Annotated in this window: 38 protein-coding genes; 30 read left to right on the top strand and 8 right to left on the bottom strand. The window is 44.0% G+C overall.

The window, feature by feature from the left end:
* Positions 1–8 precede the first annotated feature (8 nt).
* The 4 genes from rpsL to AZI86_RS02090 all read left to right on the top strand — a co-directional run bounded on the left by rpsL (position 9) and on the right by AZI86_RS02090 (position 5,533).
* The gene (gene rpsL, locus AZI86_RS02105; protein ID WP_061833437.1) at positions 9–383 is read left to right on the top strand and encodes a 30S ribosomal protein S12; all 375 of its coding nucleotides are present in this window, start codon (positions 9–11) and stop codon (positions 381–383) included.
* A gap of 10 nt (positions 384–393) precedes the next feature.
* Entirely contained in the window at positions 394–867 is a 474-nt protein-coding gene (gene rpsG, locus AZI86_RS02100) for a 30S ribosomal protein S7 (RefSeq protein WP_061833435.1), read from the top strand.
* Between the two features lie 9 nt (positions 868–876).
* Entirely contained in the window at positions 877–2,982 is a 2,106-nt protein-coding gene (gene fusA, locus AZI86_RS02095) for an elongation factor G (RefSeq protein WP_061833432.1), read from the top strand.
* A 106-nt stretch (positions 2,983–3,088) separates the two neighbouring features.
* Positions 3,089–5,533 carry a glycosyl hydrolase family 28-related protein gene (locus tag AZI86_RS02090; RefSeq protein ID WP_061833430.1) on the top strand — a complete coding sequence of 815 codons (2,445 nt, stop codon included), beginning with the start codon at positions 3,089–3,091 and terminating at the stop codon, positions 5,531–5,533.
* A 3-nt stretch (positions 5,534–5,536) separates the two neighbouring features.
* Here the strand turns inward: AZI86_RS02090 and AZI86_RS02085 are convergent, their stop codons facing one another.
* From AZI86_RS02085 to AZI86_RS02050, 8 genes are all read right to left on the bottom strand, one after another.
* The gene (locus tag AZI86_RS02085; protein ID WP_061833428.1) at positions 5,537–6,187 is read right to left on the bottom strand and encodes a hypothetical protein; all 651 of its coding nucleotides are present in this window, start codon (positions 6,185–6,187) and stop codon (positions 5,537–5,539) included.
* The gene (locus AZI86_RS02080; protein ID WP_061833427.1) at positions 6,184–7,134 is read right to left on the bottom strand and encodes a caspase family protein; all 951 of its coding nucleotides are present in this window, start codon (positions 7,132–7,134) and stop codon (positions 6,184–6,186) included. The genes AZI86_RS02085 and AZI86_RS02080 overlap by 4 nt, the downstream gene beginning before the upstream one ends.
* A gap of 114 nt (positions 7,135–7,248) precedes the next feature.
* Entirely contained in the window at positions 7,249–8,328 is a 1,080-nt protein-coding gene (locus AZI86_RS02075) for a hypothetical protein (RefSeq protein ID WP_061833426.1), read from the bottom strand.
* Between the two features lies 1 nt (position 8,329).
* On the bottom strand, positions 8,330–8,959 hold the full coding sequence (locus AZI86_RS02070; RefSeq protein ID WP_061833425.1) for a hypothetical protein: 630 nt from the start codon (positions 8,957–8,959) through the stop codon (positions 8,330–8,332).
* Between the two features lie 145 nt (positions 8,960–9,104).
* Positions 9,105–9,491 carry a hypothetical protein gene (locus tag AZI86_RS02065; RefSeq protein WP_061833424.1) on the bottom strand — a complete coding sequence of 129 codons (387 nt, stop codon included), beginning with the start codon at positions 9,489–9,491 and terminating at the stop codon, positions 9,105–9,107.
* Positions 9,488–10,918: a pre-toxin TG domain-containing protein gene (locus AZI86_RS02060; RefSeq protein WP_061833423.1), complete on the bottom strand. Its 1,431-nt coding sequence runs from the start codon at positions 10,916–10,918 to the stop codon at positions 9,488–9,490. Before AZI86_RS02060 ends, AZI86_RS02065 begins: the two co-directional genes overlap by 4 nt.
* The gene (locus tag AZI86_RS02055) at positions 10,915–11,532 is read right to left on the bottom strand and encodes a hypothetical protein (protein ID WP_061833422.1); all 618 of its coding nucleotides are present in this window, start codon (positions 11,530–11,532) and stop codon (positions 10,915–10,917) included. The genes AZI86_RS02060 and AZI86_RS02055 overlap by 4 nt, the downstream gene beginning before the upstream one ends.
* Positions 11,532–12,443, bottom strand: a complete 912-nt coding sequence (locus AZI86_RS02050) for a hypothetical protein (RefSeq protein WP_061833421.1) — start codon at positions 12,441–12,443, stop codon at positions 11,532–11,534. The genes AZI86_RS02055 and AZI86_RS02050 overlap by 1 nt, the downstream gene beginning before the upstream one ends.
* A 565-nt stretch (positions 12,444–13,008) precedes the next feature.
* On the opposite strand from AZI86_RS02050, the gene AZI86_RS02045 reads away from it, so the two are divergent.
* The 26 genes from AZI86_RS02045 to rpsK all read left to right on the top strand — a co-directional run bounded on the left by AZI86_RS02045 (position 13,009) and on the right by rpsK (position 25,603).
* Positions 13,009–13,611: an LA_2272 family surface repeat-containing protein gene (locus tag AZI86_RS02045; RefSeq protein WP_061833420.1), complete on the top strand. Its 603-nt coding sequence runs from the start codon at positions 13,009–13,011 to the stop codon at positions 13,609–13,611.
* A 403-nt stretch (positions 13,612–14,014) separates the two neighbouring features.
* On the top strand, positions 14,015–14,332 hold the full coding sequence (gene rpsJ, locus AZI86_RS02040) for a 30S ribosomal protein S10 (RefSeq protein ID WP_061833419.1): 318 nt from the start codon (positions 14,015–14,017) through the stop codon (positions 14,330–14,332).
* Positions 14,333–14,341: 9 nt separating this feature from the next.
* On the top strand, positions 14,342–15,001 hold the full coding sequence (rplC, locus tag AZI86_RS02035; protein ID WP_061833418.1) for a 50S ribosomal protein L3: 660 nt from the start codon (positions 14,342–14,344) through the stop codon (positions 14,999–15,001).
* 1 nt (position 15,002) lies between these two features.
* Positions 15,003–15,632 (top strand): 50S ribosomal protein L4, encoded by a 630-nt coding sequence (gene rplD, locus AZI86_RS02030; RefSeq protein WP_061833417.1) that lies wholly within the window; start codon positions 15,003–15,005, stop codon positions 15,630–15,632.
* Positions 15,632–15,910 (top strand): 50S ribosomal protein L23, encoded by a 279-nt coding sequence (rplW, locus tag AZI86_RS02025; protein WP_061833416.1) that lies wholly within the window; start codon positions 15,632–15,634, stop codon positions 15,908–15,910. The genes rplD and rplW overlap by 1 nt, the downstream gene beginning before the upstream one ends.
* Positions 15,911–15,912: 2 nt before the next feature.
* Positions 15,913–16,731 (top strand): 50S ribosomal protein L2, encoded by an 819-nt coding sequence (rplB, locus tag AZI86_RS02020; RefSeq protein WP_061833415.1) that lies wholly within the window; start codon positions 15,913–15,915, stop codon positions 16,729–16,731.
* 9 nt (positions 16,732–16,740) lie between these two features.
* Entirely contained in the window at positions 16,741–17,031 is a 291-nt protein-coding gene (gene rpsS, locus AZI86_RS02015) for a 30S ribosomal protein S19 (RefSeq protein WP_061833414.1), read from the top strand.
* A 12-nt stretch (positions 17,032–17,043) separates the two neighbouring features.
* Entirely contained in the window at positions 17,044–17,376 is a 333-nt protein-coding gene (gene rplV / locus AZI86_RS02010) for a 50S ribosomal protein L22 (RefSeq protein WP_061833413.1), read from the top strand.
* A 2-nt stretch (positions 17,377–17,378) separates the two neighbouring features.
* On the top strand, positions 17,379–18,044 hold the full coding sequence (gene rpsC, locus AZI86_RS02005; RefSeq protein WP_061833412.1) for a 30S ribosomal protein S3: 666 nt from the start codon (positions 17,379–17,381) through the stop codon (positions 18,042–18,044).
* On the top strand, positions 18,031–18,438 hold the full coding sequence (gene rplP / locus AZI86_RS02000; RefSeq protein WP_061833411.1) for a 50S ribosomal protein L16: 408 nt from the start codon (positions 18,031–18,033) through the stop codon (positions 18,436–18,438). Before rpsC ends, rplP begins: the two co-directional genes overlap by 14 nt.
* 2 nt (positions 18,439–18,440) lie before the next feature.
* Complete coding sequence (gene rpmC / locus AZI86_RS01995) at positions 18,441–18,632, top strand: 50S ribosomal protein L29 (RefSeq protein ID WP_061833410.1); 192 nt, start codon at positions 18,441–18,443, stop codon at positions 18,630–18,632.
* Positions 18,633–18,635: 3 nt separating this feature from the next.
* Positions 18,636–18,908, top strand: a complete 273-nt coding sequence (rpsQ, locus tag AZI86_RS01990) for a 30S ribosomal protein S17 (protein ID WP_061833409.1) — start codon at positions 18,636–18,638, stop codon at positions 18,906–18,908.
* 11 nt (positions 18,909–18,919) lie between these two features.
* Entirely contained in the window at positions 18,920–19,288 is a 369-nt protein-coding gene (gene rplN, locus AZI86_RS01985; protein WP_061833408.1) for a 50S ribosomal protein L14, read from the top strand.
* 9 nt (positions 19,289–19,297) lie between these two features.
* Positions 19,298–19,837 carry a 50S ribosomal protein L5 gene (rplE, locus tag AZI86_RS01980; RefSeq protein WP_061835017.1) on the top strand — a complete coding sequence of 180 codons (540 nt, stop codon included), beginning with the start codon at positions 19,298–19,300 and terminating at the stop codon, positions 19,835–19,837.
* 12 nt (positions 19,838–19,849) lie between these two features.
* Positions 19,850–20,155, top strand: coding sequence for a 30S ribosomal protein S14 (rpsN, locus tag AZI86_RS01975; RefSeq protein WP_061833407.1), 306 nt, complete (start codon positions 19,850–19,852; stop codon positions 20,153–20,155).
* 10 nt (positions 20,156–20,165) lie between these two features.
* Positions 20,166–20,555 (top strand): 30S ribosomal protein S8, encoded by a 390-nt coding sequence (rpsH, locus tag AZI86_RS01970; protein WP_061833406.1) that lies wholly within the window; start codon positions 20,166–20,168, stop codon positions 20,553–20,555.
* Positions 20,556–20,562: 7 nt separating this feature from the next.
* Positions 20,563–21,105 carry a 50S ribosomal protein L6 gene (gene rplF / locus AZI86_RS01965; protein ID WP_061833405.1) on the top strand — a complete coding sequence of 181 codons (543 nt, stop codon included), beginning with the start codon at positions 20,563–20,565 and terminating at the stop codon, positions 21,103–21,105.
* A gap of 12 nt (positions 21,106–21,117) precedes the next feature.
* Entirely contained in the window at positions 21,118–21,483 is a 366-nt protein-coding gene (rplR, locus tag AZI86_RS01960; RefSeq protein ID WP_061833404.1) for a 50S ribosomal protein L18, read from the top strand.
* A gap of 10 nt (positions 21,484–21,493) precedes the next feature.
* Entirely contained in the window at positions 21,494–21,952 is a 459-nt protein-coding gene (gene rpsE, locus AZI86_RS01955) for a 30S ribosomal protein S5 (RefSeq protein WP_061833403.1), read from the top strand.
* A 16-nt stretch (positions 21,953–21,968) separates the two neighbouring features.
* A complete protein-coding gene (gene rpmD, locus AZI86_RS01950) occupies positions 21,969–22,154 on the top strand; it encodes a 50S ribosomal protein L30 (RefSeq protein WP_061833402.1) in 186 nt (61 codons plus the stop codon).
* Between the two features lie 2 nt (positions 22,155–22,156).
* Entirely contained in the window at positions 22,157–22,594 is a 438-nt protein-coding gene (rplO, locus tag AZI86_RS01945) for a 50S ribosomal protein L15 (RefSeq protein WP_061833401.1), read from the top strand.
* Complete coding sequence (secY, locus tag AZI86_RS01940; protein WP_061833400.1) at positions 22,594–23,922, top strand: preprotein translocase subunit SecY; 1,329 nt, start codon at positions 22,594–22,596, stop codon at positions 23,920–23,922. The genes rplO and secY overlap by 1 nt, the downstream gene beginning before the upstream one ends.
* Positions 23,922–24,557, top strand: a complete 636-nt coding sequence (locus AZI86_RS01935; RefSeq protein WP_061833399.1) for an adenylate kinase — start codon at positions 23,922–23,924, stop codon at positions 24,555–24,557. The genes secY and AZI86_RS01935 overlap by 1 nt, the downstream gene beginning before the upstream one ends.
* Before the next feature lie 137 nt (positions 24,558–24,694).
* Positions 24,695–24,808 carry a 50S ribosomal protein L36 gene (gene rpmJ / locus AZI86_RS18965; protein ID WP_011165332.1) on the top strand — a complete coding sequence of 38 codons (114 nt, stop codon included), beginning with the start codon at positions 24,695–24,697 and terminating at the stop codon, positions 24,806–24,808.
* Between the two features lie 2 nt (positions 24,809–24,810).
* Positions 24,811–25,185: a 30S ribosomal protein S13 gene (rpsM, locus tag AZI86_RS01930; protein WP_061833398.1), complete on the top strand. Its 375-nt coding sequence runs from the start codon at positions 24,811–24,813 to the stop codon at positions 25,183–25,185.
* Positions 25,186–25,195: 10 nt separating this feature from the next.
* Positions 25,196–25,603 (top strand): 30S ribosomal protein S11, encoded by a 408-nt coding sequence (rpsK, locus tag AZI86_RS01925; RefSeq protein WP_061833397.1) that lies wholly within the window; start codon positions 25,196–25,198, stop codon positions 25,601–25,603.
* Positions 25,604–25,640 lie beyond the last annotated feature (37 nt).

Here is a 25,640-nt window from a genome sequence, read left to right as displayed (position 1 = left end):
TTTTAAACGTGCCTACAATTAACCAGCTCATCAAAAGTGAGCGTAAAGTTCAAAAGAACCAAACAAAGTCTCCAGCATTGGTGGCTTGCCCTCAGCGCCGTGGTGTTTGCACTCGTGTTTACACGACAACACCAAAGAAACCGAACTCAGCTCTTCGTAAAGTAGCAAAAGTCCGTCTTTCTAACGGTTTTGAAGTGATCTCTTACATCCCAGGTATCGGTCATAACTTGCAAGAGCATAGCGTGGTCTTGATCCGCGGTGGTCGTGTTAAGGACTTGCCGGGTGTTCGTTACCATATCGTTCGCGGTGTGTTGGATCTTCAAGGTGTGAACGGACGTCTTCGTTCTCGTTCAAAATACGGTACTAAGAGACCTAAGAAATAAGGATTGAGAAATGTCACGTCGTAAAAAGACCTTTAAAAGAGAAATCATTCCAGATCCAGTTTTCAAGGATCTAGTAGTAGCTAAGTTCGTCAATAAAATGATGTACGATGGCGCAAAAGCAACTTCTCAAAAGTTGTTCTACGGAGCTTTGAAAGAGCTTGAAGGAAAAATTCAAGGTGAAGAGCCAATGAATGTTTTCAAAAAAGCTTTGGAAAATGTGAAGCCTTCTATCGAAGTTCGTTCTCGCCGCGTAGGTGGAGCAACTTACCAAGTTCCAGTAGATGTTCGTCCATCTCGCCGTCTTGCTTTGGCAATGCGTTGGTTGGTTGAATACTCTCGCGAGCGTGGTGAAAAAGACATGGCTAAGCGTTTGGCTGGCGAATTCGTTGATGCTTACAACAATCGTGGTAACGCGATTAAGAAGAAAGACGACGTTCACCGTATGGCTGAATCGAACAAGGCTTTCTCTCACTACAACTGGTAATCTAGTTTAATGTCAGCTAAAGATCCAAAAACAGTAGCTGATCTCAAGTTCACTCGTAATATCGGCATCATGGCTCACATCGATGCCGGTAAAACGACCACCACCGAGCGCATTCTTTACTACACAGGTAAAAGTCATAAAATCGGAGAAGTTCATGATGGCGATGCCACCATGGACTGGATGGTTCAAGAGCAAGAACGTGGTATTACTATCACTTCGGCCGCGACCATGGCGTTCTGGAAAGATCACAGAATCAACATCATAGATACTCCCGGACACGTGGACTTCACCATCGAGGTGGAGCGTTCATTGCGTGTTCTTGACGGAGCTATTGCGGTTTTCGACGGCGTCAACGGCGTAGAACCTCAATCTGAAACTGTATGGAAACAAGCCGATAAATACAAAGTTCCGCGCATTTGTTTTGTGAACAAAATGGACCGTGTCGGAGCTGACTTTGTGATGTCTTTCGGGACGATCAAAGACAAATTAAACGCCAATCCAATTCCTGTACAAGTACCTATCGGTATGGAAGACACCTTCCGTGGCGTTGTAGATCTATTAGAAAATAAAGCTTACATGTGGGATCAATCCGGCATGGGAGATAACTTTGAAGTGCAAGACGTTCCTTCTGACATGAAAGAAGACGTCGCTCGTTTCCGCACTGAAGTTGTCGAGAAAATCGTTGAATTCGACGATGCACTTTTAGAAAAATATCTGAATGGCGAAGAAGTGTCGGTCGCTGAGCTTAAAGCCGCTCTTCGCAAAGGCACTTTAGAATTAAAAGCCTTCCCGGTATTCTGCGGAGCTGCTTTTAAAAATAAAGGTGTTCAGCCACTGCTAGATGGCGTGATCGATTATTTGCCATCACCTATTGAGGTGCCGGCGATCGTAGGTCATGATCCTGCGAAACCTGAAAAAGAAATTATCTGTAAAACAGAGTTTGACGCCAATGTGGCAGCGTTGGCATTTAAAATTGCCAATGACCCATTTGCGGGAACTTTGACTTACATCCGTGTTTACTCTGGCGAAGTGAAAGTGGGCGACCAACTTTTCAATCCTCGTACAGAGAAAAAAGAGCGCATCCAAAAACTAGTGAAAATGCACGCCAACTCTCGTGAAGAAATCCAAAGCCTTAAAGCGGGGGATATCGGAGCTGTGGTAGGTTTGAAGTTCACAGCAACGGGCGACACTTTGTGTGAAACTTCACACGCAGTGGTTCTTGAGTCGATCACTTTCCCTGAGCCTGTTATTTCTGTGGCGATTGAAGCGAAGTCTTCAGCGGACCAAGAAAAAATGCTTCAAGGTTTAGATAAGCTAGGTAAAGAAGATCCATCGTGCCGTTTGCGTAACGATCCTGAGACAGGGCAGATTCTGTTGTCTGGGATGGGTGAATTGCATTTAGAGATTTTGGTCGATCGTTTGTTGCGTGAACACAAAGTTCAAGCCAATGTCGGTAAGCCCCAAGTTTCTTACCGTGAATCGATTTCTGCTTCTGCCACTTCTGAATTCATTTACGAACGTGAAGTTGCGGGTGAAGCGCAGTTCGCTAAAGTTTCTTTGACGATTGATCCGATTTCTCAACATGACGGAATCCAATTTCAATCGAAAGTTTCTATTTCTAAAGAGTTCAACCAAGGTTTCTTAAAAGCGATCGAAAGTGGCTTTAAAGAAGCAGCGGAAGTGGGTCCTTTAGCAAGTTATTCGATGATTGGTATCCGCGGGACTTTGAATGCTGTTGAAGTTCGTCCGGAAGCCTCTAGCGAAATGGCCTTTAAAGCGGCGACCAGCCTAGCGTTCCGTGAGGCCGTGAAAAACGCCCAAGTGGAATTGTTAGAGCCTATCTTTAAGCTGGAAGTGACTTGCCCGGATGAATTCGTGGGTAACGTTGTTGGCGATTTAAATTCTCGTCGTGGAAAAATCCTGACGATGAATGCAAAAGTCGGTGGCGGTCAGGTGATTTCTGCCGAAGCTCCGTTATCTAACTTGTTTGGTTATGCGACGAACGTGCGTTCGTTAAGCCAAGGCCGTGCAAGTTTCAGTATGGAATTCTTGGAATATGCAGTCGTACCACCAAAAGTTAAAGCTGAGATCCTTCACAAAATGGGCCGTTTTTAGTCGGTAAAACCGAGCATTGTCGACATACAAGTGAGACGTCCTCATTTACTTTTAATTCACTAGCATCGAAAATAGAACCCAGAGATAAAATTCGGAGGGTTCTACGATGCAGAAAAGTGGACACGGGTATTGGCTGTTGCCGTTTTTACTCTTCCTCACCCTTTCCTGCACTCAGAATTCATTTTTTCCAATTCCGTGGACGACCACGCCGAACCCTAATTTAGGACCTTTAGCCGAGCCGGCGGATTTTGGTTTCCCGGTTCCCAACCCGGAGCCTACTCTTCCTTCGGGCGTCGACATCTATCAGCCTCCTTCACTTGAAACAAAAGATACCGGTCCACTTATAGCGGAGATGTTGCGTACTGCGGGCGCGGATGAAACTTTCACCCTGGCTGGTGAAAATTTTAGTTCGGGGATGAAGTTCGAAATTTTCTCTCAGACAATAAGTTCAGATCGCGCGACTCAATCCGTAGCGCCTCTTTATACAAATACCAGAACGGCTTCAACCACGGTCCCTGGCGGATTGCCATGGGCGATGTATCTGGTGTGGCCCCATGATGGTGACGTGCGCGGAAAGGCCTTCGCCCTCAATCGCACCGAAGGCTGGTGGGTCGGTCCCAAAAAGGCGATCGCAGGTCAGACTATTTCCATTTTTGGTCGTAATCTATCTTACGGCAACGGCACTTCAACTTCGTACGTTTATGTGAAGCCCGCGAATGCTGAGGGTTCTTGGGTGACGCCTACGACAGTGAACCCGTATAAAGTGGATTTTGTGGTGCCCAACCTTGCCGCGGGAACTTATGAGCTGTGGATTCACAACGGTCATGGCGGACGTTTTGGTTGGAGTGGGCCTTTGACTTTAAATGTTTTAGCGACGTCACCGTGGGCGGGAGTTGAATCCCAAACGTTCAATGTGAAGAACGCACCTTATAATGCTGTCGGTGATGGCGTGACGGATGACTCGGTCGCTATTCGCAACGCGATCATTGCCGCCGGCAACTCAGGGGCACCGGCGACGGTATATTTACCCGCCGGGACCTATGCGGTGAGTGAGAGTTTCTTTTTACCAGCGAAAACTCGTCTGTTAGGCGCGGGCCGAGACGTCACTAGTTTAAAAATGACGATCCCTTTACCCACTGAAAATGGATTTATAAAAAACATCGGCAGCGGCATCGTGATTGAGGGTATTGAAATTGATGCTGACGGCATGATTGCCGCGAATGGCGAAGCTTTGATTTACATGTCGGTAAATGATCTTAAGATCATCAACTCGCGCTTGAAATCTCGCGGTGGCAAAGTCTTCGAGGTTGGCAACGGATGTAATAACATCCTGCTGGATGGCGTGGACTTTGTGGGGGCGGGAAGTTTTTGGGCTTCGGCTTCGCAAGTGTTTATTAATAACACGACTTTTCGCCTGACGAATGACGCCGAAAGTGGGGTGTCGTTATGGGGCGGGAGAGAGATCGCCCTGACCAACAACGATTTCTCTAATTTCGATGAAACACAAGCGGATGGTCACGGGATCGGTCGCATGTTCGTCTCCCAAGGTCACTTCGGCAGTTTACGTAATGCCTACTTTTCAGGTAATGCTTCTCACAATTATGCACCTCGCGATTGTAATTTTGTAGATTGCAATATGGGCGAACAAATTCTTTTTGAATTTGGAGGTGGTGAATACAAAACGGCAGCTACCGCCGTGGGCGCAAGTTCAGTGACTTTTGCTTCCGTGACTTCAGATCCAACAACGACCGAAGGCGGCTTAGATATCACCATCACCAGCGGCAAAGGTTTAGGACAGCATCGACGAGTTGTTTCAGTTGCGGCCGGGGTGGTGACCGTCGATCGAGCATGGACGATTGCGCCGGATGCGAGCAGTAAATTTTTGATCAACGCAGTTTCGGAAAAAACGGTCGTATATAATAATACATTTCAAGGTCGCACGACTCACTCCACCCATGATTCAGCCTCAACGGCGGTGAATGTTTTTGGCAGCAGTGTTGATGCGATCGTTGATAAGAATACGATCTCTCGCATGCGCCACGGTTTGATGATTGTAACCCACGTCTCAAATATGGCCGGTAACGGAGCGCCACTTTATTTTTCTTTAACAGCTAACAACACGATCACGGATGGAAATAATGGAATCTACACCGGGATGGTTTACGGCTATGACTCTTCTCTTGATTGGGGAGCGATTGGAAACGTTTTTCGCGGTAACACGATTAACGGCATGACGAACATGGGAATCGCCTTTGATCAATGGGATTCCGCAGGTGGCAACATCGATTCTCATATTTTTGAAAAAAACGTTTTAACCAACGTCCACTATGGTTTGATCTCGGCATTAAAAGTCATTTGGGAGACGGGCACCTTTGATTCCGTTCCCATGAATGGTACAAAACTCACGGGAACTGTCCTGCGATCGAATTCGATTTCCAGAGGCTCAGCCGTTCAAGCGGGTTCTATTGGTTTTCGCACCGAAGCCGCCAGCACTTGGATTAATCGCGCCACGACATTTCAAGGATTCAATTCGGGAAACACCGGGCCTTAAAACTTATTCAGAGCTTCCTTTAGGAATCACAAAAAGGGTTCTCTTTTTGTTCCAAAGAATTTCCGGAGAAGTTTTGTAAATCTTTGCCGGCGGTACCTCGAGGGTCGAGGCTGTCAGCTGGTAAGCAATGAAATCATCAGGATTTAAACTCCTGGCGGGCTTCTGCGTCTCTTTGCCATTAATATTCATTTTTAGTATTTTGATTTCAGGGGCGGTCGCTAGCAGAGGAGCGATCTTATCATGTAAAAGAATTTCTGTAGTTCTTTTGCGATCTTTTTGTAAATCCAGGAGGCCTGATTCCTCTAATGACTCGAGGCGATCTATCTGCTCGGCATTGATATTTTGGGATTTTATTTTCTTAAGAATTTCTTTTAACACTGGTGCCAGGGTATTTAAGTGGGGTGGAGTCTGTTTTAAGTAAGCCGCCGCTTTTTCCGGTTTTTTATAAGAGGCGTAAATGGAATCTTGAAACATCAAAAGAGTCACTAGCTTTAAGGTCACCCAACCTTGTTCGTCTCGCAGCACAACATTAGAGCCATCGGCAAAGAACTCCAGTTCAATATTTTTTTTGGTGAGATCAACTCTTTCCAGTTTCAAAAAAGCCAAAGCGGGCAGACTTGTCAGCAGTATGAAAAGAAAAAGTACTTTTCTCACTGGACACCACCCTTGGAACTTTGATTTGCTTTCGAATTTGAATTTTTTCCGCAAGAAACATCGCTGGATACTTTGATCAATTGGACGGGGTGGGGGCCTTGTCCCTTAGACGTGAAATACGCTTTCTTATCCAGGTTTTCGCCCGGAGATTTCGAAATGTAAGACGTCATTTCGCTAACGGAAATCATCCCGTCTTTGTCGGTGTCTGCCAAACAAGCTTGGGAAGAGCTTGCGACCTCTTTAATCTTTAAATTCAGCCCTCCGCCTTCAGGGCTGTCCGCAGAAGTGCTGCCATCATTGGTCGAGGTTAAGGCATTATAAGTTCTTGGACCAAATTGTTTGGTTTCCTGACATCCACTGCCACAAGCGTCGATGATGGAAGAAACGTTCTTGCCCGCAAAAATGGCCTCGAGGTCGGTGTCGGTAATACTATTGATTTTTCGACAGGCAAGCCTGCAGTCAGCAAAGTTATGCTTGGGACACTTGGTGATGCATTGATCTGAATTGCCAAACTCCATACCGAACATTCTTCCTTCAACACCCGATTTTGAAACTGGTGTCAGCCCGCGAGTGCCGGGCTTGCGAAGGGCTTCTGCAGGCAAGGCCGCTTCGGTGCCTGCATAGCGGTCGTTGGAAAGGCAATGTCCGTGACCAGAATACATGAAGAGAACATCTGTATAGTTAGATCCCAACATGGCTTGCAGCTTTTTCAGCGCTTTTTCTTTGGGATGGTTGTCGATAAAGAATTTTTCATTGAGTTCGACCGGCTTACAATTGTTATTGGCGGCGATATCTCGATAATTTTTTAGGTCCGCATCGGTGCCCTGCAGGTCTTGTTTAAAGGTCATGATCAGGCAGATCTTGTCGGAATCACCCATCGCAAAAAAAGGAATGAACGCCGACAGGCAAACACACCCAATAAAAGTCCCGATGGATTTAAGTTTCATTGGGATATTATCGGATTTTTGCGTGGCCCTCTGAAGCAAAACAGCGTCTCGGTTTGAGACGCTGTTTAATTTTTGTTCCGAAATATCCTATGGGACAACCATGTCGATTACAAGTCAAGTATGCAGAAGGCTTTGGATAACTGCTTGAATAGATGGATCGAAAAGCTTCAGAGCCTCTGCGCAAGATTCCTCTGCTAGGGACTTTAGATCTATTTGGTATTCTTCAATGGCAAAGCTCAGTAATTCAGCTGATGGAGCGCTATTCTCTATTAAGATTTTCAAAGATAAAATCTTTTTTGTGTTTGAAAGTAACAATCTTTCACAAGTCAGGTGGCGATATTTTTTCTTTACCTCATCGCGAACAAAAAGGGCCGAGGCTGTTGTGAGGTAGAGGACGGTTTCTTGAATTGACAACTCAATCTTCGTCACATGATCAGTGGCTGCTTTTAAGGTTGCGTTGATTTTGGCTATCTCAGTCTGATTTAATCCAGCAATAACATTAATAAATCTTCCGTTAAATCCGGCGATTCTAGCCATTGTACTAATATATAGTCTTAGTAGAGATCTCTGTAAAAGTGCACTCTGAAAACAGGAGTTGATTTCAGCCACTAAGGATTGCTCTACGGAGCACCGTCGCTCGATGATCTTTGAATTTTCCTCAACCAAAATTTTAATTGCCTCTGATCTCGCAAGGAGAACTGCAAAGCGATTTTTTTCCGACTCCGCCTGTTTAATTAGTAATTCGGAAGACTTTCTTTCGAGATCGCTAATTTCGTTTACCAACTTCGCTATTTTAAGTGAGTAGGTTTTAGATACGAGGGCACCCATCATCCCCTGTGCCATAACTCCTAATCCTACTAGTGCTCCAACAGGGGGAGCGACGAGCGAAATACCAGAAGCAACTGTTTGACTGAATGATTGATAGCGTTGAGTTTCAGATGTCGCTTTATCATATTGAATAATTCCGTCGACGAGACTAACGAATGCGAGCGCGGTACCCAATCGACCGGTCAATTCCATTCCCAATTTTTGGGCCGCATATTCTTCCAGTTTTTTAGTTACAAAGGTCTTCGAGACTTCTTCTAAGTATTTTTTCGTCATTTCTTCGATGACACCTTGTAGAACAGACCTTTCTTGAGAAAAAGCATGAACGGGAAGCGTAATAGCAAAAAAAGCAACGATAAGATTTTTCACACTATTTTCCGTAAATGAGGTAGTTGGCTTTTGATGTCACTTCTAGAGACCCCTCTTCGTCGAATAATTTTGTGGCCATGGTCAGTCTAGGGGGTGTTTCGAGGCCTGCATTGTTAGGTCGAGCTCGACCTTGTAGATTTATAACAGATCTTCCTTTTAAAATGATTTTTGATTGGGCTCTAAGATTAACGCCAAGATATTTTAAATCTTCATACGTAGAAACTATCTTGATATTTGCCGAAATCAAAATGATCGTATTTGCTGTGTAGTTAAGATTTTGTTTTTCAAAATACAAATCTCCACACAAAATGATGGTATGCACCTCTAGGACTTCCGGCATATCCTGGCTTGCACCGTCGCATCCGATTTTTACAACGGTGTCTTGAGGATATGGTGCGTTTTCTTCGATAAACGGTATTACTCTTAATTTTGAAAATTTCGGGTCAGGTTTTTCGAGATTCACTTTTACTTGGGAAGGAAGGCTACCTGAGTCGTTATGGACGTTTCCGAGTTCAAAAATCACATCATTTGAATACCCATATATCTTGGTTCCAATATAAGGGTCTTTCGTATCGGGCGCACAAGCCGTGATACAAATAGCGACTATCGATAGTAATAAGATGTTTTTCATTAAATCTCCTTTGTCATAGCGCTTAATGCAAAGATCGCCGCCAACCTCAGGAATGTGGCCAATTCATTTTTATAAGTAATTACAAATAGTTATGGAGTGAGGTGGATTTGTTGTCCGTCTTACGTCTGAGAATCCGGACAGTCTTTTAGAAACCGGGAGTTTTAGACCCTAGGAGTTTGTCATAATCTTCTATATATTTACGTGAGCGTGGGCCAATGACCGAAGTTACCAAGTGAGGAGCTAGCACTTGGTTGCAGATAAGATTAGATAATGTTTCAAGGACATCTTGATAGATGACTTCCAGCTGATCTTCGTCTGTGGTTAAAAGAAGACTTTCAATATTTTCGAAAAGAACTTTCCAATCAGTTTCCGACGGATTTTTGGCAAAAATGCTCACGATGAACTGAACTTGAACTCTGTCCGGAAAACTGCTCACCTCACGAAGGCGCTGTTCAATATTATCAGTAAGACTGTCTTGGCCTTCGCGTAATTTAGCTACTATTAAGGCCGTTATTTTTCTTTGATTATTCATATATCTCCCTTAAGTGCATCCATGAGATCCAAAAGAATATTCTCAACAGCCCGACGGTCAGCTGTGCTCGCATTCGGATTATTCCTTAGCCAATTAGTCAACGTTATTACCGCATCAGATCCCTTCTGGGTATGTGAGCGTCCACCAATTTTTTTGCCAGATGCCCTCTCAGCTCGAATAGCGGCCATCGTGCTTCCGTTGCCGACTTTTCCATCCCTTCGCCAAAACCAATCCATATATTCGGACAGAATAGGATCTTCGAATTTAGGACGTTCCATCTTTGTTCGTAGATATTTTATGTATGCATGGTATTGCGCACGGCTCTCGAGCCCAAGTTTTTCCTCAGTATGTATCGCGATGCGTTCAGAATGAATGATGGCTTCAGTATTTCGGCCGACGATTTTCGTTATCGCCTTAATACCTCTCGATAGTTTTGATCCGAAACCGAAAGATATGGCGCCTAAGACGGCGAAAGTTCTGTCAACTGTTTCTAGATTTTCTCCTGTGATGAGGTTCTTACCGGTGAACGCTTCATAAACATCCCGAATTGGACCCGTCACTGGATCCAATCCGACCACAATGTCAGCGAATGATTCCGCATATTGTTTAAATGCGTATGCAGCCTCCGTATCGCCGAAGGTAGAAGAAATATCGGATTGGCGGATCATTTCTAATCCATACCGCCGCGAGTTTTGTCCTTTTGTTGTTAGAGTTCGGCTCGCGCGAAAGATTTGTTCTAGAGACTTTAGTTCTTTGACTAGAGCCACGTCATTACTTTTGAAATCGATAGAGTATACGTGGGACGCACCTGATTGGTTAAGATTGGTTAGTGATTTTTGAAAAGCAGTAATTGCATTTTTATATTTTTCTTCTGCTTGGATTACTGTTTCACGGATATGCTTATAGTTGGCCTCCGACTTTGCTTGATTTTTTGCCGTCTCTGTTTGAATTCGTGCCAACTCTGACATGTAATCTGGGGTAAAAATAATTCCTTTGTAAATAGCATGTGCTAAGCCTGTCGACGTGGCGGAGCTAACACCTCTTTTATGAGCATCTGAATTTAGGTAGTCAGCGGATTGCAACGGACTTTGAACACCAGAGTTTTTTTTCCTGTCATTCAAGGAGGGACCTGAATAGACATGTGAGTTTATATCGTCAGTCGGCGCTTTTTCAAAGTTTGTCCAGTGTGCTCTTCCGTCCTCATTCACACCTTTGTAAATTCCTTGATATTCATTTGTGCCATCCGTGAAATAATAGAGTTCTCCGGGGATTAATGATTCTGGGTTTCTGTCAGGCACAAAAAAATTAATTTCTGTATCCCCGTCGCTTTCGATAAAAATTGGAATGTATCCGCTCGAAGAGTCGGGGGTGGCAACGGCGTTGATGGTGATTAAAAACGATATCGCGAATTTGATGAATGTCTTCATTGAATCGTCCTAAGCTGTTCATCAAGCTGCTGATTTTCTTCTTCTAGATCATCAATTTGAATCTGAATTGAGCTTTGCAAAACTTCAAGTTGTGCCTGAATTTCAAGTGCCGTAGAGAATATTAATTCATTTTTCTCTGAGATAGAGCTTTCGACCTCAAGGGCGCCTGATTCAATCAGAATTTGGTTCCAATCTTTTTTGAAAGATTCGTCTTCTTCAGCATATATTGCGATTTCGTTCAAAATCAATTCGCGGGATACTGAGCCCTTAAAGAGGTTTTTGGCATACCCAACTAAGATGGAAAAAGATTTAAGTTTTGCTTCAGCCATTGATTTCTCAGCGGCAAAGGACCTGATGTATTCTTTGTTGATTGTAATCGCATGTCTGATTTGTTCAATTTGTGATGCTCTGAAATTGGCCTCAAAACTCATCTTAAGCTCTGACTTCTTTTTTTCATATTCAAGCCGGATCAGAGTCATTCTGCTTTCCATGTCTGGGAGGAAAGTTCCATATGAATACAGATTGGAATAAAAAAGGGCGCCTCGTTCCAGGTCATTCATTCCAAATGAATGAAGGGACATCATAGTTAGCAATATAAATGCAAAGTATTTCATTATGCCAACTCCACGTTATAATTATTTTCTTGTTTTTTTAATTCTTTGTGTGCTTTTTGAAGCTGAATTTTTAGGTCAGCTTTTTCCTTCAGCATGTTCTCGCCGATTGAGTTTGTATCGTTTATGATAGATTTCATTGTCGGAAAGTCTAATATCCGTACGAATTCAGCCAGCAACTTCTCTCGTGAACGCCCTGTCTGCGCCGAAATGACTTCCATCTGTTGATTGAGTTTTTGCATGGCGGTGGTGTAATTCTGCGATCGATTTTGGACAAACTCGTTTGTTGGAGGGATCATCTCTCGGTTTTCTAGTCGTCTACCCTGGACACCCGCTTCTTCGAGTTTTTTTCGATACTCATTCTCTGCGAAAATGGCTTGCTGAATGGAGAACAGCGCCTTATGTTGGCTTAAGACAATTTGATATCTTTCATACAGTTGGTTGTAATAAGCTTTAGCGAGTTCATAAGCCCTCTTTGCTGATGAAATTCTCATTTCACGGTCCGCTCGCGAAGATTTTTCAACGTAATCCTGGAATGCCAATTCGTATTGTTTTTTTGCTTTTTCCTCAGCTTCTTCGAGCTGTTTTTTTCTCAAAATTTCGCTGTAACATAAAGTAGCTAAACAAGCTTTTGCTCGGCCGGCTGAAATAATTGTTTCCATATTTGAATCGATTACGTCGGAGATTCCCGTCGCATTGCCTACGACAGAAAATACGTCTCGAACTCCGTTGCTGATTTCTGTACCTGCTTTTTTAGCCCCATTAGCGATTTGAGTTCCGCCATGCTTGGCTCCCTCTACTATATCTTTAACGAATTGGGGATCATCTCCTTTTGCAATGCCGATGTCCCATGCGAAGGCTGGGGTTGAAAAGGCTAGATAGAAAATTCCGATTATCAGGTAGCTTTTAATCATCTGGGACCTCCATAAGTCTCAAATGCCTCTTATCGCAACGAAAATGCCAAGATGTTGGAGGAGTCGAAATATAATGATTTTGATGGTTTAGATGAGGGGCTGCGTAGGTCAGTCCATTTTTAAAGGATGGCATTCCCGGATTTCGGACGCTGGGAGCTTCACATATCATGGCGTTCTGCTGCGAACGCCATGGTGACTTCGGTATTTTTAAAGATTACGGCAAGAAGCGCAAAGCTTTAAAATAAGCCTCTGATGAAGAGGCCGTGTCGTGGAAGAATTAATCTGCTGACGTAAATACGTCAGGTTTTTGCTTACACTTTGAGAAGTGAGTGACAGGCCCGTGGGGCCCGTCCCATGGACATGGGGCAGATGAAAGGTATGTGGAGGAAATGCATTTTGCAACTGAGGCAGAAAATCCCACCAGTGGTATGGCTCAATCATCATTCCACGAATTAAAACTCATTCTTTCGCTGATATTTTAACAAAAAAGGCGGAATGCCAGCGTGTTTGGCTGTTGTAATGTACGAAGTGTTGATTTGCTGTCAAAACTTCCTACAATACTCCTATGAAGACTCACATAAAAATCATCTTTGTCGTATTCGCTGTTTTTTTCTCTAACCATGTCATGGCTGCGACCACGATCACGCCGTTGGCTGTAGGGATTGTGCCCCCGGTGCAGTTTCCTTCAGATGACTTCACGATCACGGGTTTTCGTTTAAGTCTGTTATATGGACATCATCGCAATGTTTATGGTTTGGATGTCGGTGCATTGGGAAATATCACCGATCAAACCTTCACGGGGCTGGCTGTGAGTGGCCTTTTTAATAAGACGGGTGGGCAGACGACCATTTTAGGTCTTCAGTTTGCGGGCGTGGCCAACATCAATACAAATAAGGTCAGCGCTTACGGCTTGCAGGTGGCCTTGATGAATTATCAGTCGGCAGATTCTGACATTGTGGGTCTTCAGTTGGCGGCGGGGAATCATGCGCCTTTCACGGATGTCTTCGGGGTGCAGGCAGGTCTTTATAATAGAGCCAAGGAAGTTTATGGTCTTCAGCTGGGGGTCGTGAATATCGCGGAAAATCTACATGGTATTCAAATTGGTCTGATCAACTTTAACAATAAGGGTTTGATCAGCGTCTGCCCGATCTTGAACGTTGGATTTTAGAGTTTAAGGTTCGACTCAGCGGGCCAGAAGACGTTTTGTGATGGGATTCCGAGCCTGACTATAAATATATACGAAGATCCTTCGATAAATATGCCCTAATTATGGGCATATTTGCGTTTCCGGGGGAGCTTTTTTGAAGACCCTCTGGGTGCTTTTTTCACTGGGAAAAACCGCACTTTGCGGGTTCCCCAAAGATTTTAAAAAAATAATAATTTCCCTTTGACAAAGAGTTTCCTCCTCAGCATACTCGCGCACTCGTAGCAACCAAATTTACAAAAAACCCCCCGCGTAGAAGCGACATCAGCCGCAAGGGCTATTTCGGGGATAAGTTTTCGATGGGATAGGGTTGTTTGAAGAAAAATGCTAGTAATTACGATACTTTAAAAAGAAGAAGAGTGTCCATATGCAAAGTCAAAAAATCAGAATCAGATTGAAGGCATTCGATCATAAGCTGCTTGATCAGTCGACGAAAGAAATCGTTGAAACTGCTCGCCGTACAGGTGCTAAAATTGCGGGTCCAATTCCCTTGCCTACTCGCATCAACCGTTACACTGTATTGCGTTCTCCGCACGTAGATAAAAAATCTCGTGAACAATTCGAAGTGAGAACTCACAAGCGCATGCTCGATATTTTAGAACCAACCCAACAAACAGTAGACCAACTTATGAAGTTGGATCTTTCTGCAGGTGTTGATGTTGAAATCAAGCTGTCGGCGATCTAGGAGTAACACGTGAGCGAAACTACACAAAACACTACAGCGAGCTTGAAATTGAACGGCTTGTTCGCATTCAAAGAAGGTATGGCTACTGTTTATAATGAACAAGGTGAAGCTATTCCTGTTACAGTTCTACGTTATGAGCCTTGGTTTGTTTCTCAAATCAAAACTAATGACGTTGATGGTTATGAAGCTATTCAAGTAGCTTGCACTCCTAAAAAAGCAAAAAATTCTAACAAAGCTGAACAAGGTCATCTTAAAGATGCTGGCTTTGAAAATGGCGCTCAGTTTGTAAAAGAACTTCGTCAAGCAGCTCCAGAAGGTCTTAAAGTAGGCGCGCAAGTGTCTATCGATTCTTTAGCAGCAGGAGACATCGTTAAGATGACTTCTAAGTCTAAAGGTAAAGGCTTTGCAGGTTCAGTAAAACGTTGGGGCTTTGCGGGCGGTCCTGCATCCCACGGTTCTAAATTCCACCGTCGTCCGGGTTCTTCTGGTAACAGAACATGGCCAGGTCGCGTAATGCCAGGTAAAAAATTCCCAGGTCATTTGGGAGCTGAAAACGTCACAGTTAAGAACGTTGAAATCGTGCAAATTATTGCTGATGAAAACGTTGTTTTGGTGAAAGGCCCAGTTCCTGGCGCTAGAAACACTTTGGTTAAGTTGGTGAGAGAGTAATATGGCTACAGTAAACGTATTAAACTGGAAAAAAGAAAAAGTTGGATCCGTTGAGTTGGCTTCTGACGTGTTCGAAACTCCTGTTAAAAAGGAAGTTCTTCACACAGTAGTTCAATGGCAATTGGCTGCTCGTCGCCAAGGTACTCACATGACTAAAACTAAAGGTCTTGTGTCTGGTGGTGGTAAAAAGCCTTTCAAACAAAAAGGAACTGGTGGAGCTCGTCAAGGTTCTTCACGTTCACCTTTAATGCCTGGCGGTGGTACTATGTTTGGTCCACAACCTCGCAGCTACGCGTTCGTACTTCCTAAAAAAGTCCGTCGCTTAGGTTTGAGCATGGCGCTTTCTCACCTTCAAGCTGAAGGCAAGTTGTTCATCGTGGACAGCATGACTTCTGAAGGCAAAACAGCTGAGCTTAACAAGCGCTTAAAAGCATTCGGCTTGAAGAAAGCTGTCTTGGTTGACTCTGCTGTTAACGAAAAATTCGGTCGCGCTACTAAAAACCTACCTACATTCAAATACTTCCCAGTTGAAGGTTTGAACGTATTCGATCTTTTGAAATACGATGCAGCAGTCATCACTAAAGACTCTGTAGCGAAAATCGTTGATCGTTGCTCATTGGAGAACGCGTAATGAAACAAGTAATTAAGACTCCACTCATTACGGAGAAAAACACATATCACAACGCTGCAGGCGTTTATGTTTTCGAAGTTGATTTGAAAGCTTCAAAAACTGAAGTTAGAGCTGCAGTTGAAAAGAACTTCAAAGTAAAAGTAGACAGCGTGCGTACAAGCATCTGCCGCGGCCACTCGAAGTACACTAAATTCGGATTAACCAAGATCCCTTACTGGAAAAAAGCTTACGTTAAGCTTGTTGAAGGTGAGAAGATCGCTCTTTTTGAGGGAGTATAGAGATGGGTATTAAAACATTCGCCCCACGCTCTCACGGCCGTCGCGGAATGACTGGTTTTGATTTCAAAGAAATCACTAAAACCACTCCAGAGAAGTCTTTATTGGCTCCTTTGAAAAAACAAGCGGCTCGTAACAATCATGGACAGATTACTATTCGTCACCAAGGTGGCGGACATAAACGTAAGTATCGTTTGGTTGATTTCAAACGTACTAAAGTTGAAGTTTCAGCAAAAGTTATTGCGATCGAGTACGATCCAAACAGAACTTGCCGTATCGCTTTGATTTCTTACATTGATGGAGCGAAAGCTTACATCATCGCTCCAGTAGGTTTGAACGTAGGTGATACTGTTCTTGCTTCTGACAAAGCCGATATCAAGCCAGGTAACTGCCTTTCTTTGGCGGCGATCCCAGTTGGTACTGTGATCCACAACATCGAAATGCGTCCAGGTAAAGGCGGCCAAGTATGCCGTGGTGCTGGTGCCTCTGCAACTCTTGCAGGTAAAGGTGATCAATACTGCCAAGTACGTATGCCATCAGGCGAATTGAAACAGATCTTGTCTGTTTGCAAAGCTTCGATCGGTCAAGTTGGTAACACTGACAACGAAAACATCAAACTTGGTAAAGCAGGTCGTTCTCGCTGGAGAGGTATCCGCCCTTCAGTTCGCGGTATGCATATGAATCCAGTCGACCATCCATTGGGTGGTGGTGAGGGTGTTGGTAAAGGTCATCACCCGGTAACTCCTTGGGGTCAACCGTGTAAGGGTTACAAAACTAGACATAACAAGAGAACCAACTCTTCAATCATCAAGAGACGTAAGTAGGAGTCATCGGTGGCACGTTCAATTAAAAAAGGTCCTTTCGTTGATTTACATCTTCAAAAGAAAATCGACACAGCGATCGAAAAAAATGATAAGAAAGTTATTAAAACTTGGTCTCGCCGCTCAACAATTCTTCCAGAAGTGATTGGACTGACATTCGCAGTTCATAACGGAAGAAAGTTCGTTCCAGTGTACATCACTGAGAATATGATTGGTCACAAACTCGGTGAGTTTGCTCCAACAAGAACTTTCCAAGGTCACGCCGAGAAGAAAGCAGCTGCTCCTGCTGCAGCCAAGAAGTAATAGAGGTTGATAATGGAAGTTAAAGCTAGCTTAAAATATGCAAGAGTAGGCGCACAGAAAGCAAGATTGGTAGCTGACCTTGTTCGCGGTAAAGACGTGAACGAAGCAGTAAAAACTCTTACTTTCTTGAACAAGAAAACGGCTGGAATGGTTAAGAAATTAATCGAATCAGCGGTTGCGAATGCTGAATACAAAAAAGTTATGGACGTAGATAACCTTTACGTCAAAACCATCTGGGTTGATCAAGGTCCGGTTCTTAAACGTTTCCGTCCACGCGCTCAAGGCCGTGCTTTCGGTGTACGTAAAAAGACAAGTCACATCAACGTAGTACTTGAGGAGAAATAGTCGTGGGACAAAAGGTTAATCCAATTGGTTTACGCGTTGGTGTTATCAGAACTTGGGATTCTCGCTGGTACGCGAAGGGTCAACAATATTTTGAAAACCTTCACGAAGACATCCGCTTAAGAAAATATCTAAAAGATAAACTTAAGCACGCGGGTGTCGCAAAAATTGAAATGGAACGTGCAGCGAAGAAGATTAAAATCATCATCTCGACTGCTCGCCCAGGTGTTGTTATTGGTAAAAAAGGTACTGGTATTGATTCGCTTAAAGCGGAAGTTCAAAAACTTACACCCAACGAAGTTTTCTTGAGCATCCAAGAAGTGCGCAAGCCAGACCTCGATGCTCAGCTCGTCGCTGAGAGCATTGCTCAACAACTTGAGAAACGTATCTCTTGGAGAAGAGCTCTTAAAAAATCTATTGCAGCTGCGATCAAAGGCGGCGTGAGAGGTATCAAGATCCGTGTTTCGGGACGTCTTGATGGTGCAGAGATTGCTCGTTCAGAGTGGTACAATGAGAAGAGTGTTCCTCTTCATACATTGCGCGCAGATATCGATTACGGTACTGCAGAAGCTCTAACAGCATACGGTATCATCGGTCTGAAAGTATGGATCTATAAAGGCGATATCTTATCTGCTCGCGAAGTTGAGGAGGCAGGTCGTGTTAAGTCCTAAAAGAGTAAAACATCGTAAACAATTCGTAGGTCGTGCAACTGGTTTCGCAGTTCGTGGCTCTAACCTTGACTTCGGAGACTACGGTCTTCAGTGCGTTGAGGAAGGTCGCCTTACAGCTCGTCAACTAGAAGCAGGCCGTATCGCTATCTCTCGTTCAGTAAAGCGTGGTGGTAAAATTTGGTGCCGTGTGTTCCCAAATATTCCAGTAACCAAAAAGCCTGCTGAAACTCGTATGGGTAGCGGTAAAGGTAATCCAGAACTTTGGGTTGCACGCTGTCTTCCAGGTAAAATCCTGTTTGAAATGAACGGCGTCACTCGCGAGCAAGCTAAAGAAGCTTTCGAGCGCGCGGCTCACAAGCTCCCTTTTAAAACTCGTTTCTTGGTAAGGGAGTAGTCATGAAGTTCACTGAGATTAAAGATCTTTCTGTAACTGAATTAAAAAAGCGTAGAACAGCTTTCGCTGAGGAGTTGTTCCAAGCGCGTATCAAAAATTCCATCGGTCAGCTTTCAAACCCGTTGGTAATTCGTGATCTTCGTAAGAATATCGCGAAAATCAATACAGCCATTGTTAAAAAAGTGGCGAGGTAGAGTATGAGTACAGAAACTAATACTAGAGGTCGTAAAATTGAAGTTACCGGCGAAGTAGTCAGCGACAAAATGGATAAAACCATTTCTGTTCTTATCTACCGCATGGTTAAACATCCAAAATACGGAAAATATGTTAAGAAGACATCTGTATTCAAGGCTCATGACGAAAAGAACCAAGCTAAAACTGGTGATATCGTTAAGATCCGTGAAACTCGCCCTCTTAGCAAAACTAAACGTTGGACTTTGGCTGAAGTAGTCGAAGCCGCTAAGGCATAGGGAGAGTTGTCATGATTCAAATGCAAACAAGACTCAATGTTGCTGACAACTCTGGCGCGAAAGAAGTTATGTGCGTTAAGGTCCTTGGTGGATCTAAACGTCGTGTTGCTTCTATCGGTGACGTCATTGTCGTTTCTATTAAAGAAGCTTTGCCAAATGCAAAAGTAAAAAAGGGTGACGTAGCTAAAGCCGTTGTTGTTAGAACTGTTCAAAAATTGCGTCGTCCAGACGGATCTTACATCCGTTTCGATGATAACTCTGCAGTTTTGATCAACGCAGCTAAAGAGCCCATCGGAACACGTATCTTTGGCCCAGTTGCCAGAGAATTGAGAGCTAAATCTTTCGTAAAGATTGTATCACTAGCTCCGGAAGTACTGTAGGTGAATGAAATGAATCGTTTACAGAATAAATACCAAAAAGAAATCGCTCCTTCATTGATGAAACAATTAGGCGCGAAAAACGTGATGCAAGTTCCTCGTTTAGAGAAAATCACTCTAAGCGTGTGCTTAAGCGAAGCAGTTCAAAATCCAAAAATTTTGAACACTGTTGTTGATGAGATCACTGCGATCTCTGGACAAAAAGCGGTTATCACTAAAGCTAAAAAAGCGATCTCTAACTTCAAATTGCGTGCTGGCATCCCATTGGGTGTTCGCGTGACTTTGCGTAGAGACCGTATGTGGTCTTTCATGGATCGTTTGAACACGTTGGCACTACCTCGCGTACGTGACTTCCGTGGTTTGCCTAATAAAGGTTTCGACGGCCGTGGTAACTACAACATGGGCTTGAAAGAGCAAATCGTATTCCCGGAAATCAACTACGATAAAGTAGATAAAGTCCGCGGTATGAACATCACTATTTGTACAACAGCGAAAAACGACGCTGAGGGCAGAGCGCTTCTTGAAGCACTTGGTATGCCCTTCAGAAAGTAAGAGGGGTGTCACTTGGCTCGTAAATCAAGCATCGTAAAAAATAATAAACGTAAAGAAATCTCTAAGCGCTATGCGGCTTACCGCACAGAGCTTAGAGAAAAAGCTGTTAACATGAAGTTGTCTGAAGAGGAAAGAATGGAAGCTCGTAAAAAGCTTCAAGCTCTTCCTAAGAATACAAATCCAAACCGCGTTATCACTCGTTGTGAAATCTCTGGTCGCCCTCGTGGTAACTACAGAAAATTCGGTTTGTCTCGTATTGCATTCAGAGCTTTGGCGCTTGACGGTAAATTGCCCGGCGTAACGAAAGCTAGCTGGTAGGGGTAATAAGATGGATACAATTTCTCAGTTCCTTACATTGATTCGTAACGCTGGTGCTGCAAAGCACGAAAAAGTGGATCTTCCAGCATCAAAAGTTCGCGCAGGGATTGCACAAATCCTTGTTAACGAAGGTTTGATCAGAAGCTTCAAAGTCGCTAAAGATAGTAAACAAGGCATCATGCGCCTTTACTTGAAATACGACGAAGCTGGTAACCACGTTATCAATTCTATCGATCGCGTCAGCCGTCCAGGCCGTCGTGTTTATATTAAATCTGACAAGATTCCTGTTGTTCGTTCTGGTTATGGTATGTCCATCATCAGCACAAGCAAAGGCATCATGAGCGGCAAACAAGCTAACGATCAAAAAATCGGTGGCGAATTGCTAGCGACTATTTGGTAGGTGAAAAATGTCACGTATTGGAAAAGCACCCGTTATTTTTGATAACACAGTACAAGTAAGCGTTTCACCTTCTAACGAAGTAACCGTTAAAGGTGCGAAGTCTTCTTTGAAAATCGGTCTTCAACAAGCTATCACTGCGAAAGTAGAAGCTGGCAAAGTTGTTTTGACTCGTAAAGATGACTCTAAAGAAACTCGTGCCTTGCACGGTCTTTATCGCGCTCTTATTCAAAACGCAGTTACTGGCGTAACTAAAGGCTTCACAAAAGGTCTTGAACTTCAAGGTGTCGGTTACCGTGCAAACGTAGCCGGCAAAAAATTGGAGCTTTCACTAGGTTTTTCTCACCCAGTGATCTTCGATATCCCTGAAGGCATCGAAATCAAAGTAGATAAGCAAACTGCATTGAGCATCACTGGTCCAAGCAAAGAGCTTGTTGGTCAAGTAGCGGCGAAAATCCGCGGCTTCCGTCCACCAGAGCCGTACTTGGGTAAAGGTGTTCGTTACACTGGTGAGCATATCAGACGTAAAGCTGGTAAGTCGGCTGGTAAATAATTGAGGTAGAAAATGAAAGTTAAAATCGGAAAACATACAAGCGATAGAAAAGCAAATCGCCTCAAGAAGAAAATCCGCATCCGCAAGACTGTAACAGGTACTGCGGAAAGACCACGCCTTTGCGTATTCCGCAGCGGCAAACACATGTATGCGCAAATTATCAACGACGTTGATGGCACGACATTGGTTGCTGTTTCTTCTCTAGGTAATGAAGATAAATCTGGTATCGAACTTGCGAAACACGTAGGTGTTGAAGCCGCTAAGGCTGCTACATCTAAAAAAATCACTTCTGTGGTTTTTGACCGCAACGGTTACCTTTATCACGGACGTATTAAATCTCTAGCTGAAGGCGCTCGTGAGGGCGGCCTCAATTTCTAAGGAGTGATGTGTGGAGAAAGTTCAAGCTCAAGCAGCTGAATTAGAAGAGCGTGTAGTAGCGATCAACCGCGTAACAAAAGTTGTTAAGGGTGGTCGTCGCTTCTCTTTCGCAGCTCTAGTAGTTGTTGGAAACAAAGCTGGTGATATCGGATTCGGTTCTGGTAAATCATCTGAAGTTCCAGAAGCTATCGGAAAAGCTAGCAGATCTGCAAAGAAAACTGCGAAAAGCGTTCAATTAAAAGATGGTCGCACAATCCCTCATGAAGTGATTGGTCGATTCGGCGCAGCAAAAGTAATCATGAAACCTGCGGCTCCTGGTACTGGCGTTATTGCTGGTGGCGCGGTGCGTGCGGTTCTTGAATCTGTCGGTGTAAAAGACATTCTTACTAAATGTGTTGGTACTCGTAACCCGCACAATGCAGTAAGAGCGACTATCGACGGCTTAAAACAGTTGAAACAACAGCTGTAATAGACGGGTGAATCAGATGGCTAAAACATTTGTTCTTACATTGAAAAGATCAACTAACAAGTGCACTCAAGATCAAAAAGATGCAGTTCGTTGCCTTGGTCTTAAAAAAATTCGTAGCACTGCAGAAGTGAAAGATTCTCCTGCGGCGCGTGGAAATATTATGAAAGTTCAACATCTTGTCGATGTTGAAGTTAAGGGGTAGTCATGAGCTTGCTAAGTACATTAGCTCCAAAAGCCGGATCTACGCATTACCCAAAAAGAATCGGTCGCGGTATCGGTTCTGGTATGGGTGGCACATCTACTAAAGGTCACAAGGGTCAATTGGCTCGTACCGGTGGTACTGTGCGCCGTGGTTTCGAAGGTGGTCAAACACCTATGCACCGTCGTTTGCCAAAATTTGGTTTCAGCAACGTTAAGTTCGCTAACAACTTTGAAATTGTTAATCTTGAACAACTTGCTAAACTTTCTGGAGAAGTAACTCCTGAATCTCTACAAGCTGCTGGACTTGTTTCCAAAGGCGCTGTTAAGATTTTGGGAAAAGGCGAGCTTAAAACAGCTTTGACTGTTAAAGCTCATAAATTCTCAGAAAGCGCTAAGAAAGCTATTGAAGCTGCTGGCGGCAAAGTCGAGGTAATTAAGTAGTGTCTGCAATTGAGAGCATCGCAAAGAATTCCGATCTTCGTAAACGCATCTTGTTCACTTTAGCGCTGTTAGCTATCTACAGAGTAGGTGTTCACGTTCCAACCCCAGGTGTGGATGGAAACGCGGTGCTCTCATTTTTCCAAGCGCAGAACAATGGCATTTTTGGCCTGTTCAATACCTTCACGGGTGGTGCGCTTTCTCAATTCTCAATCTTTGCATTGGGAATCATGCCTTACATCTCGTCTTCAATCATTTTCCAGCTTTTGACTTCGGCGATTCCATATCTTGAAGCTCTTAAGAAAGAAGGCGAAGCAGGCCGTCGTAAGATCAATCAATACACTCGTTATGCGACTGTCGCTTTGGCTATTATCCAAGGTTATGGAATCAGCACGTGGTTGATGAACTCGACAAGTCCCCAAGGACAACCTCTGGTGATTGCGCCGGTGGTGGCGTTTCTTCCGTTCCAAATCATGACAATCATCACCCTGACCGCAGGTACATGCTTTATCATGTGGCTGGGTGAGCAAATCACCGAACGTGGCATCGGTAACGGTACTTCTTTGATCATCTTTACAGGTATCGCAGCGGCGATTCCTCACGGTGCTCAACAATTGTGGGAGCTGATGAGATCAGGCGAAATGCGCTTTGCGGTCATTTTGGGTCTGATCATTTTCATGGTGGCGATCATTGCGGCAGTTATCTATATGGAAGTTGCGCAACGTCGTATCACGGTACAGTATTCTCAACGTCAAGGTGGTGGCGGAATGCAGTCAATGCAAACCCCTTCAAGCCATCTTCCAATTAAAATCAACTTTTCTGGGGTTATCCCGCCGATCTTCGCGAGTTCTTTGCTTATGTTCCCTGCGACCATGGCTCAATTCGTGAATGTACCTTGGTTGAAAGCGCTTCAAGACTCATTGAATCCGTCTGGGACGATCTTCAATATCTTGTTCGTTCTTTTGATCGTATTCTTTTCGTTCTTTTATACTGAGATCGTTTTCAACCCTAATGACGTTGCTGACAATCTTAAAAAATACGGTGGTTTCGTTCCTGGTATCCGTGCTGGTAAAACCACAGCTGATTACATTCAACGTGTTCTTGAGCGCGTGAATGTTCTAGGTTGTATCTATCTTTGCACGATCTGTATCTTGCCAGGTCTTTTGACTTCTCAATTGAATGTTCCTTTCCACTTCGGTGGAACCAGTTTGTTAATCTTAGTCGGTGTTGCTTTGGATACTGCTCAGCAAATCCAATCTCACATGATCACTCAAAAATATGAGGGCTTCCTAAAAGGAGCTAAGATCCGTAGCAGAAGGGTTCAATTTTAATGAACTTGATCCTGTTCGGGGCTCCGGGAGCCGGCAAAGGTACTCAGTCTGAATTGCTTATTAAGCGTAAAGATATGACTCAGATCAGCACGGGAGATTTATTCCGCGCTGCCATCAAGGGTAAGACTGAACTAGGCCAGCAAGCTCAAGCCTTTATGGACAAGGGGCAGCTCGTACCGGATAGCATTGTTATCGGTATGGTAGAGGAAGTGCTAGCTAAAGGTGTAAAAAACTTTATTCTAGACGGCTTCCCAAGAACTGTGGCGCAAGCGCAGGCATTGGATGAATTGTTAAATAAAATGCATCTCACAATCGGAAAAGCCATTTTTTTGGAAGTTCCGATGGAGATATTGATGGATCGATTGACGGGTAGACGGGTTTGCAAAAACTGTGGGGCTGTCTACCATATCGTTAGCAAGCCTACCACGAAGGAAGGCGTTTGTGATAACTGCGGCGGCGAAGTCATTCAGCGAAATGACGATAAGGCGGAGGTCATTGGCACTCGTCTTAAGGCCTACGAAGAATTCACAAGCCCCCTAAAAGATTTTTATAAAAAAGCAGGCAAGTTCACGGCAGTGGACGGCAACCGCGAAACTGAAAATGTATACAACGAAATCGAAAAAATAATATCTTAGATAGACCACTGTATTATTTTTTTTATTTCTAGACTTTAATTCTTTTCAGCGTTAGTGTGCCGGACCGCGTTCGTGTTATTGCCAGTATTTTTGCCTCTACTATCGGGGGCAAAAGAATTAAGCATGGGAAGACAGTTATGAAAGTAAGACCATCGGTTAAAGCTATCTGTAACAAATGTAAAGTTATTAAAAGAAAAGGCGTTATTCGCGTTATCTGCGAAAACCCTAAACATAAGCAAAGGCAGGGTTAAAAATGGCACGTTTACTTGGTGTCGACTTACCTAGAAATAAACGAGTTGAAATCGCTTTGACGTATATTTACGGCATCGGTCGCCCTCGTGCGGCTAGCATCTGTAAACAAGTGGGTATCCCCCATGAACTTCGCACTGAAGGTTTAACGGACGAGCACATTGCTAAAATCCGTGGAATCATCGAGCAAAGCTTCAAAGTTGAAGGTGATCTTCGTCGTGAAATCGGCCTCTCTATCAAACGTCTTATGGATCTAAACTGCTATCGCGGTATCCGTCATCGTAAAGGTTTACCAGTGCGCGGTCAGAACACACGTTCGAACGCTCGTACTCGTAAAGGTCCTAAGAAAACGGTCGCGAATAAGAAAAAAGCGGTCTAGGGAGTAGCTAATGGCTGAAAATAAACAAGCTCAAGACAACAAAAAAGTTGTAAAGAAAAAAGTTAAAAAGAACGTTCCCCAAGGGAACTGCTACATCCAAGCTGGTTTCGGTAACGTGATCGTTACTATGACGGACCTGACTGGTGCGACAGTTTCTTGGTCTTCTGCGGGTCACCTTGGTTTCAAAGGTAGCCGTAAAGGTACTCCATTCGCAGCGCAAGTTGCGGCTGAAGATGCAGCGAAAAAAGCTATGGAAGCAGGTATGAAGTCTATCGACGTGTATCTGAAAGGCCCTGGCGCTGGTCGTGAACCAGCTATCCGCGCGTTGGCAGCTACAGGCATGAGAATCTTGTCTTTGAAAGACATCACTCCAGTGCCACACAATGGATGCCGTCCGCCTAAACGCAGAAGAATCTAATGGAGATACTCGGGTGGTGTGCTATGACGCATACTGC

Origin of the sequence: Bdellovibrio bacteriovorus, from assembly GCF_001592735.1 — a bacterium.
Classification (GTDB): domain Bacteria; phylum Bdellovibrionota; class Bdellovibrionia; order Bdellovibrionales; family Bdellovibrionaceae; genus Bdellovibrio; species Bdellovibrio bacteriovorus_D.
This window is presented reverse-complemented; position numbering and strand designations above follow the sequence as displayed.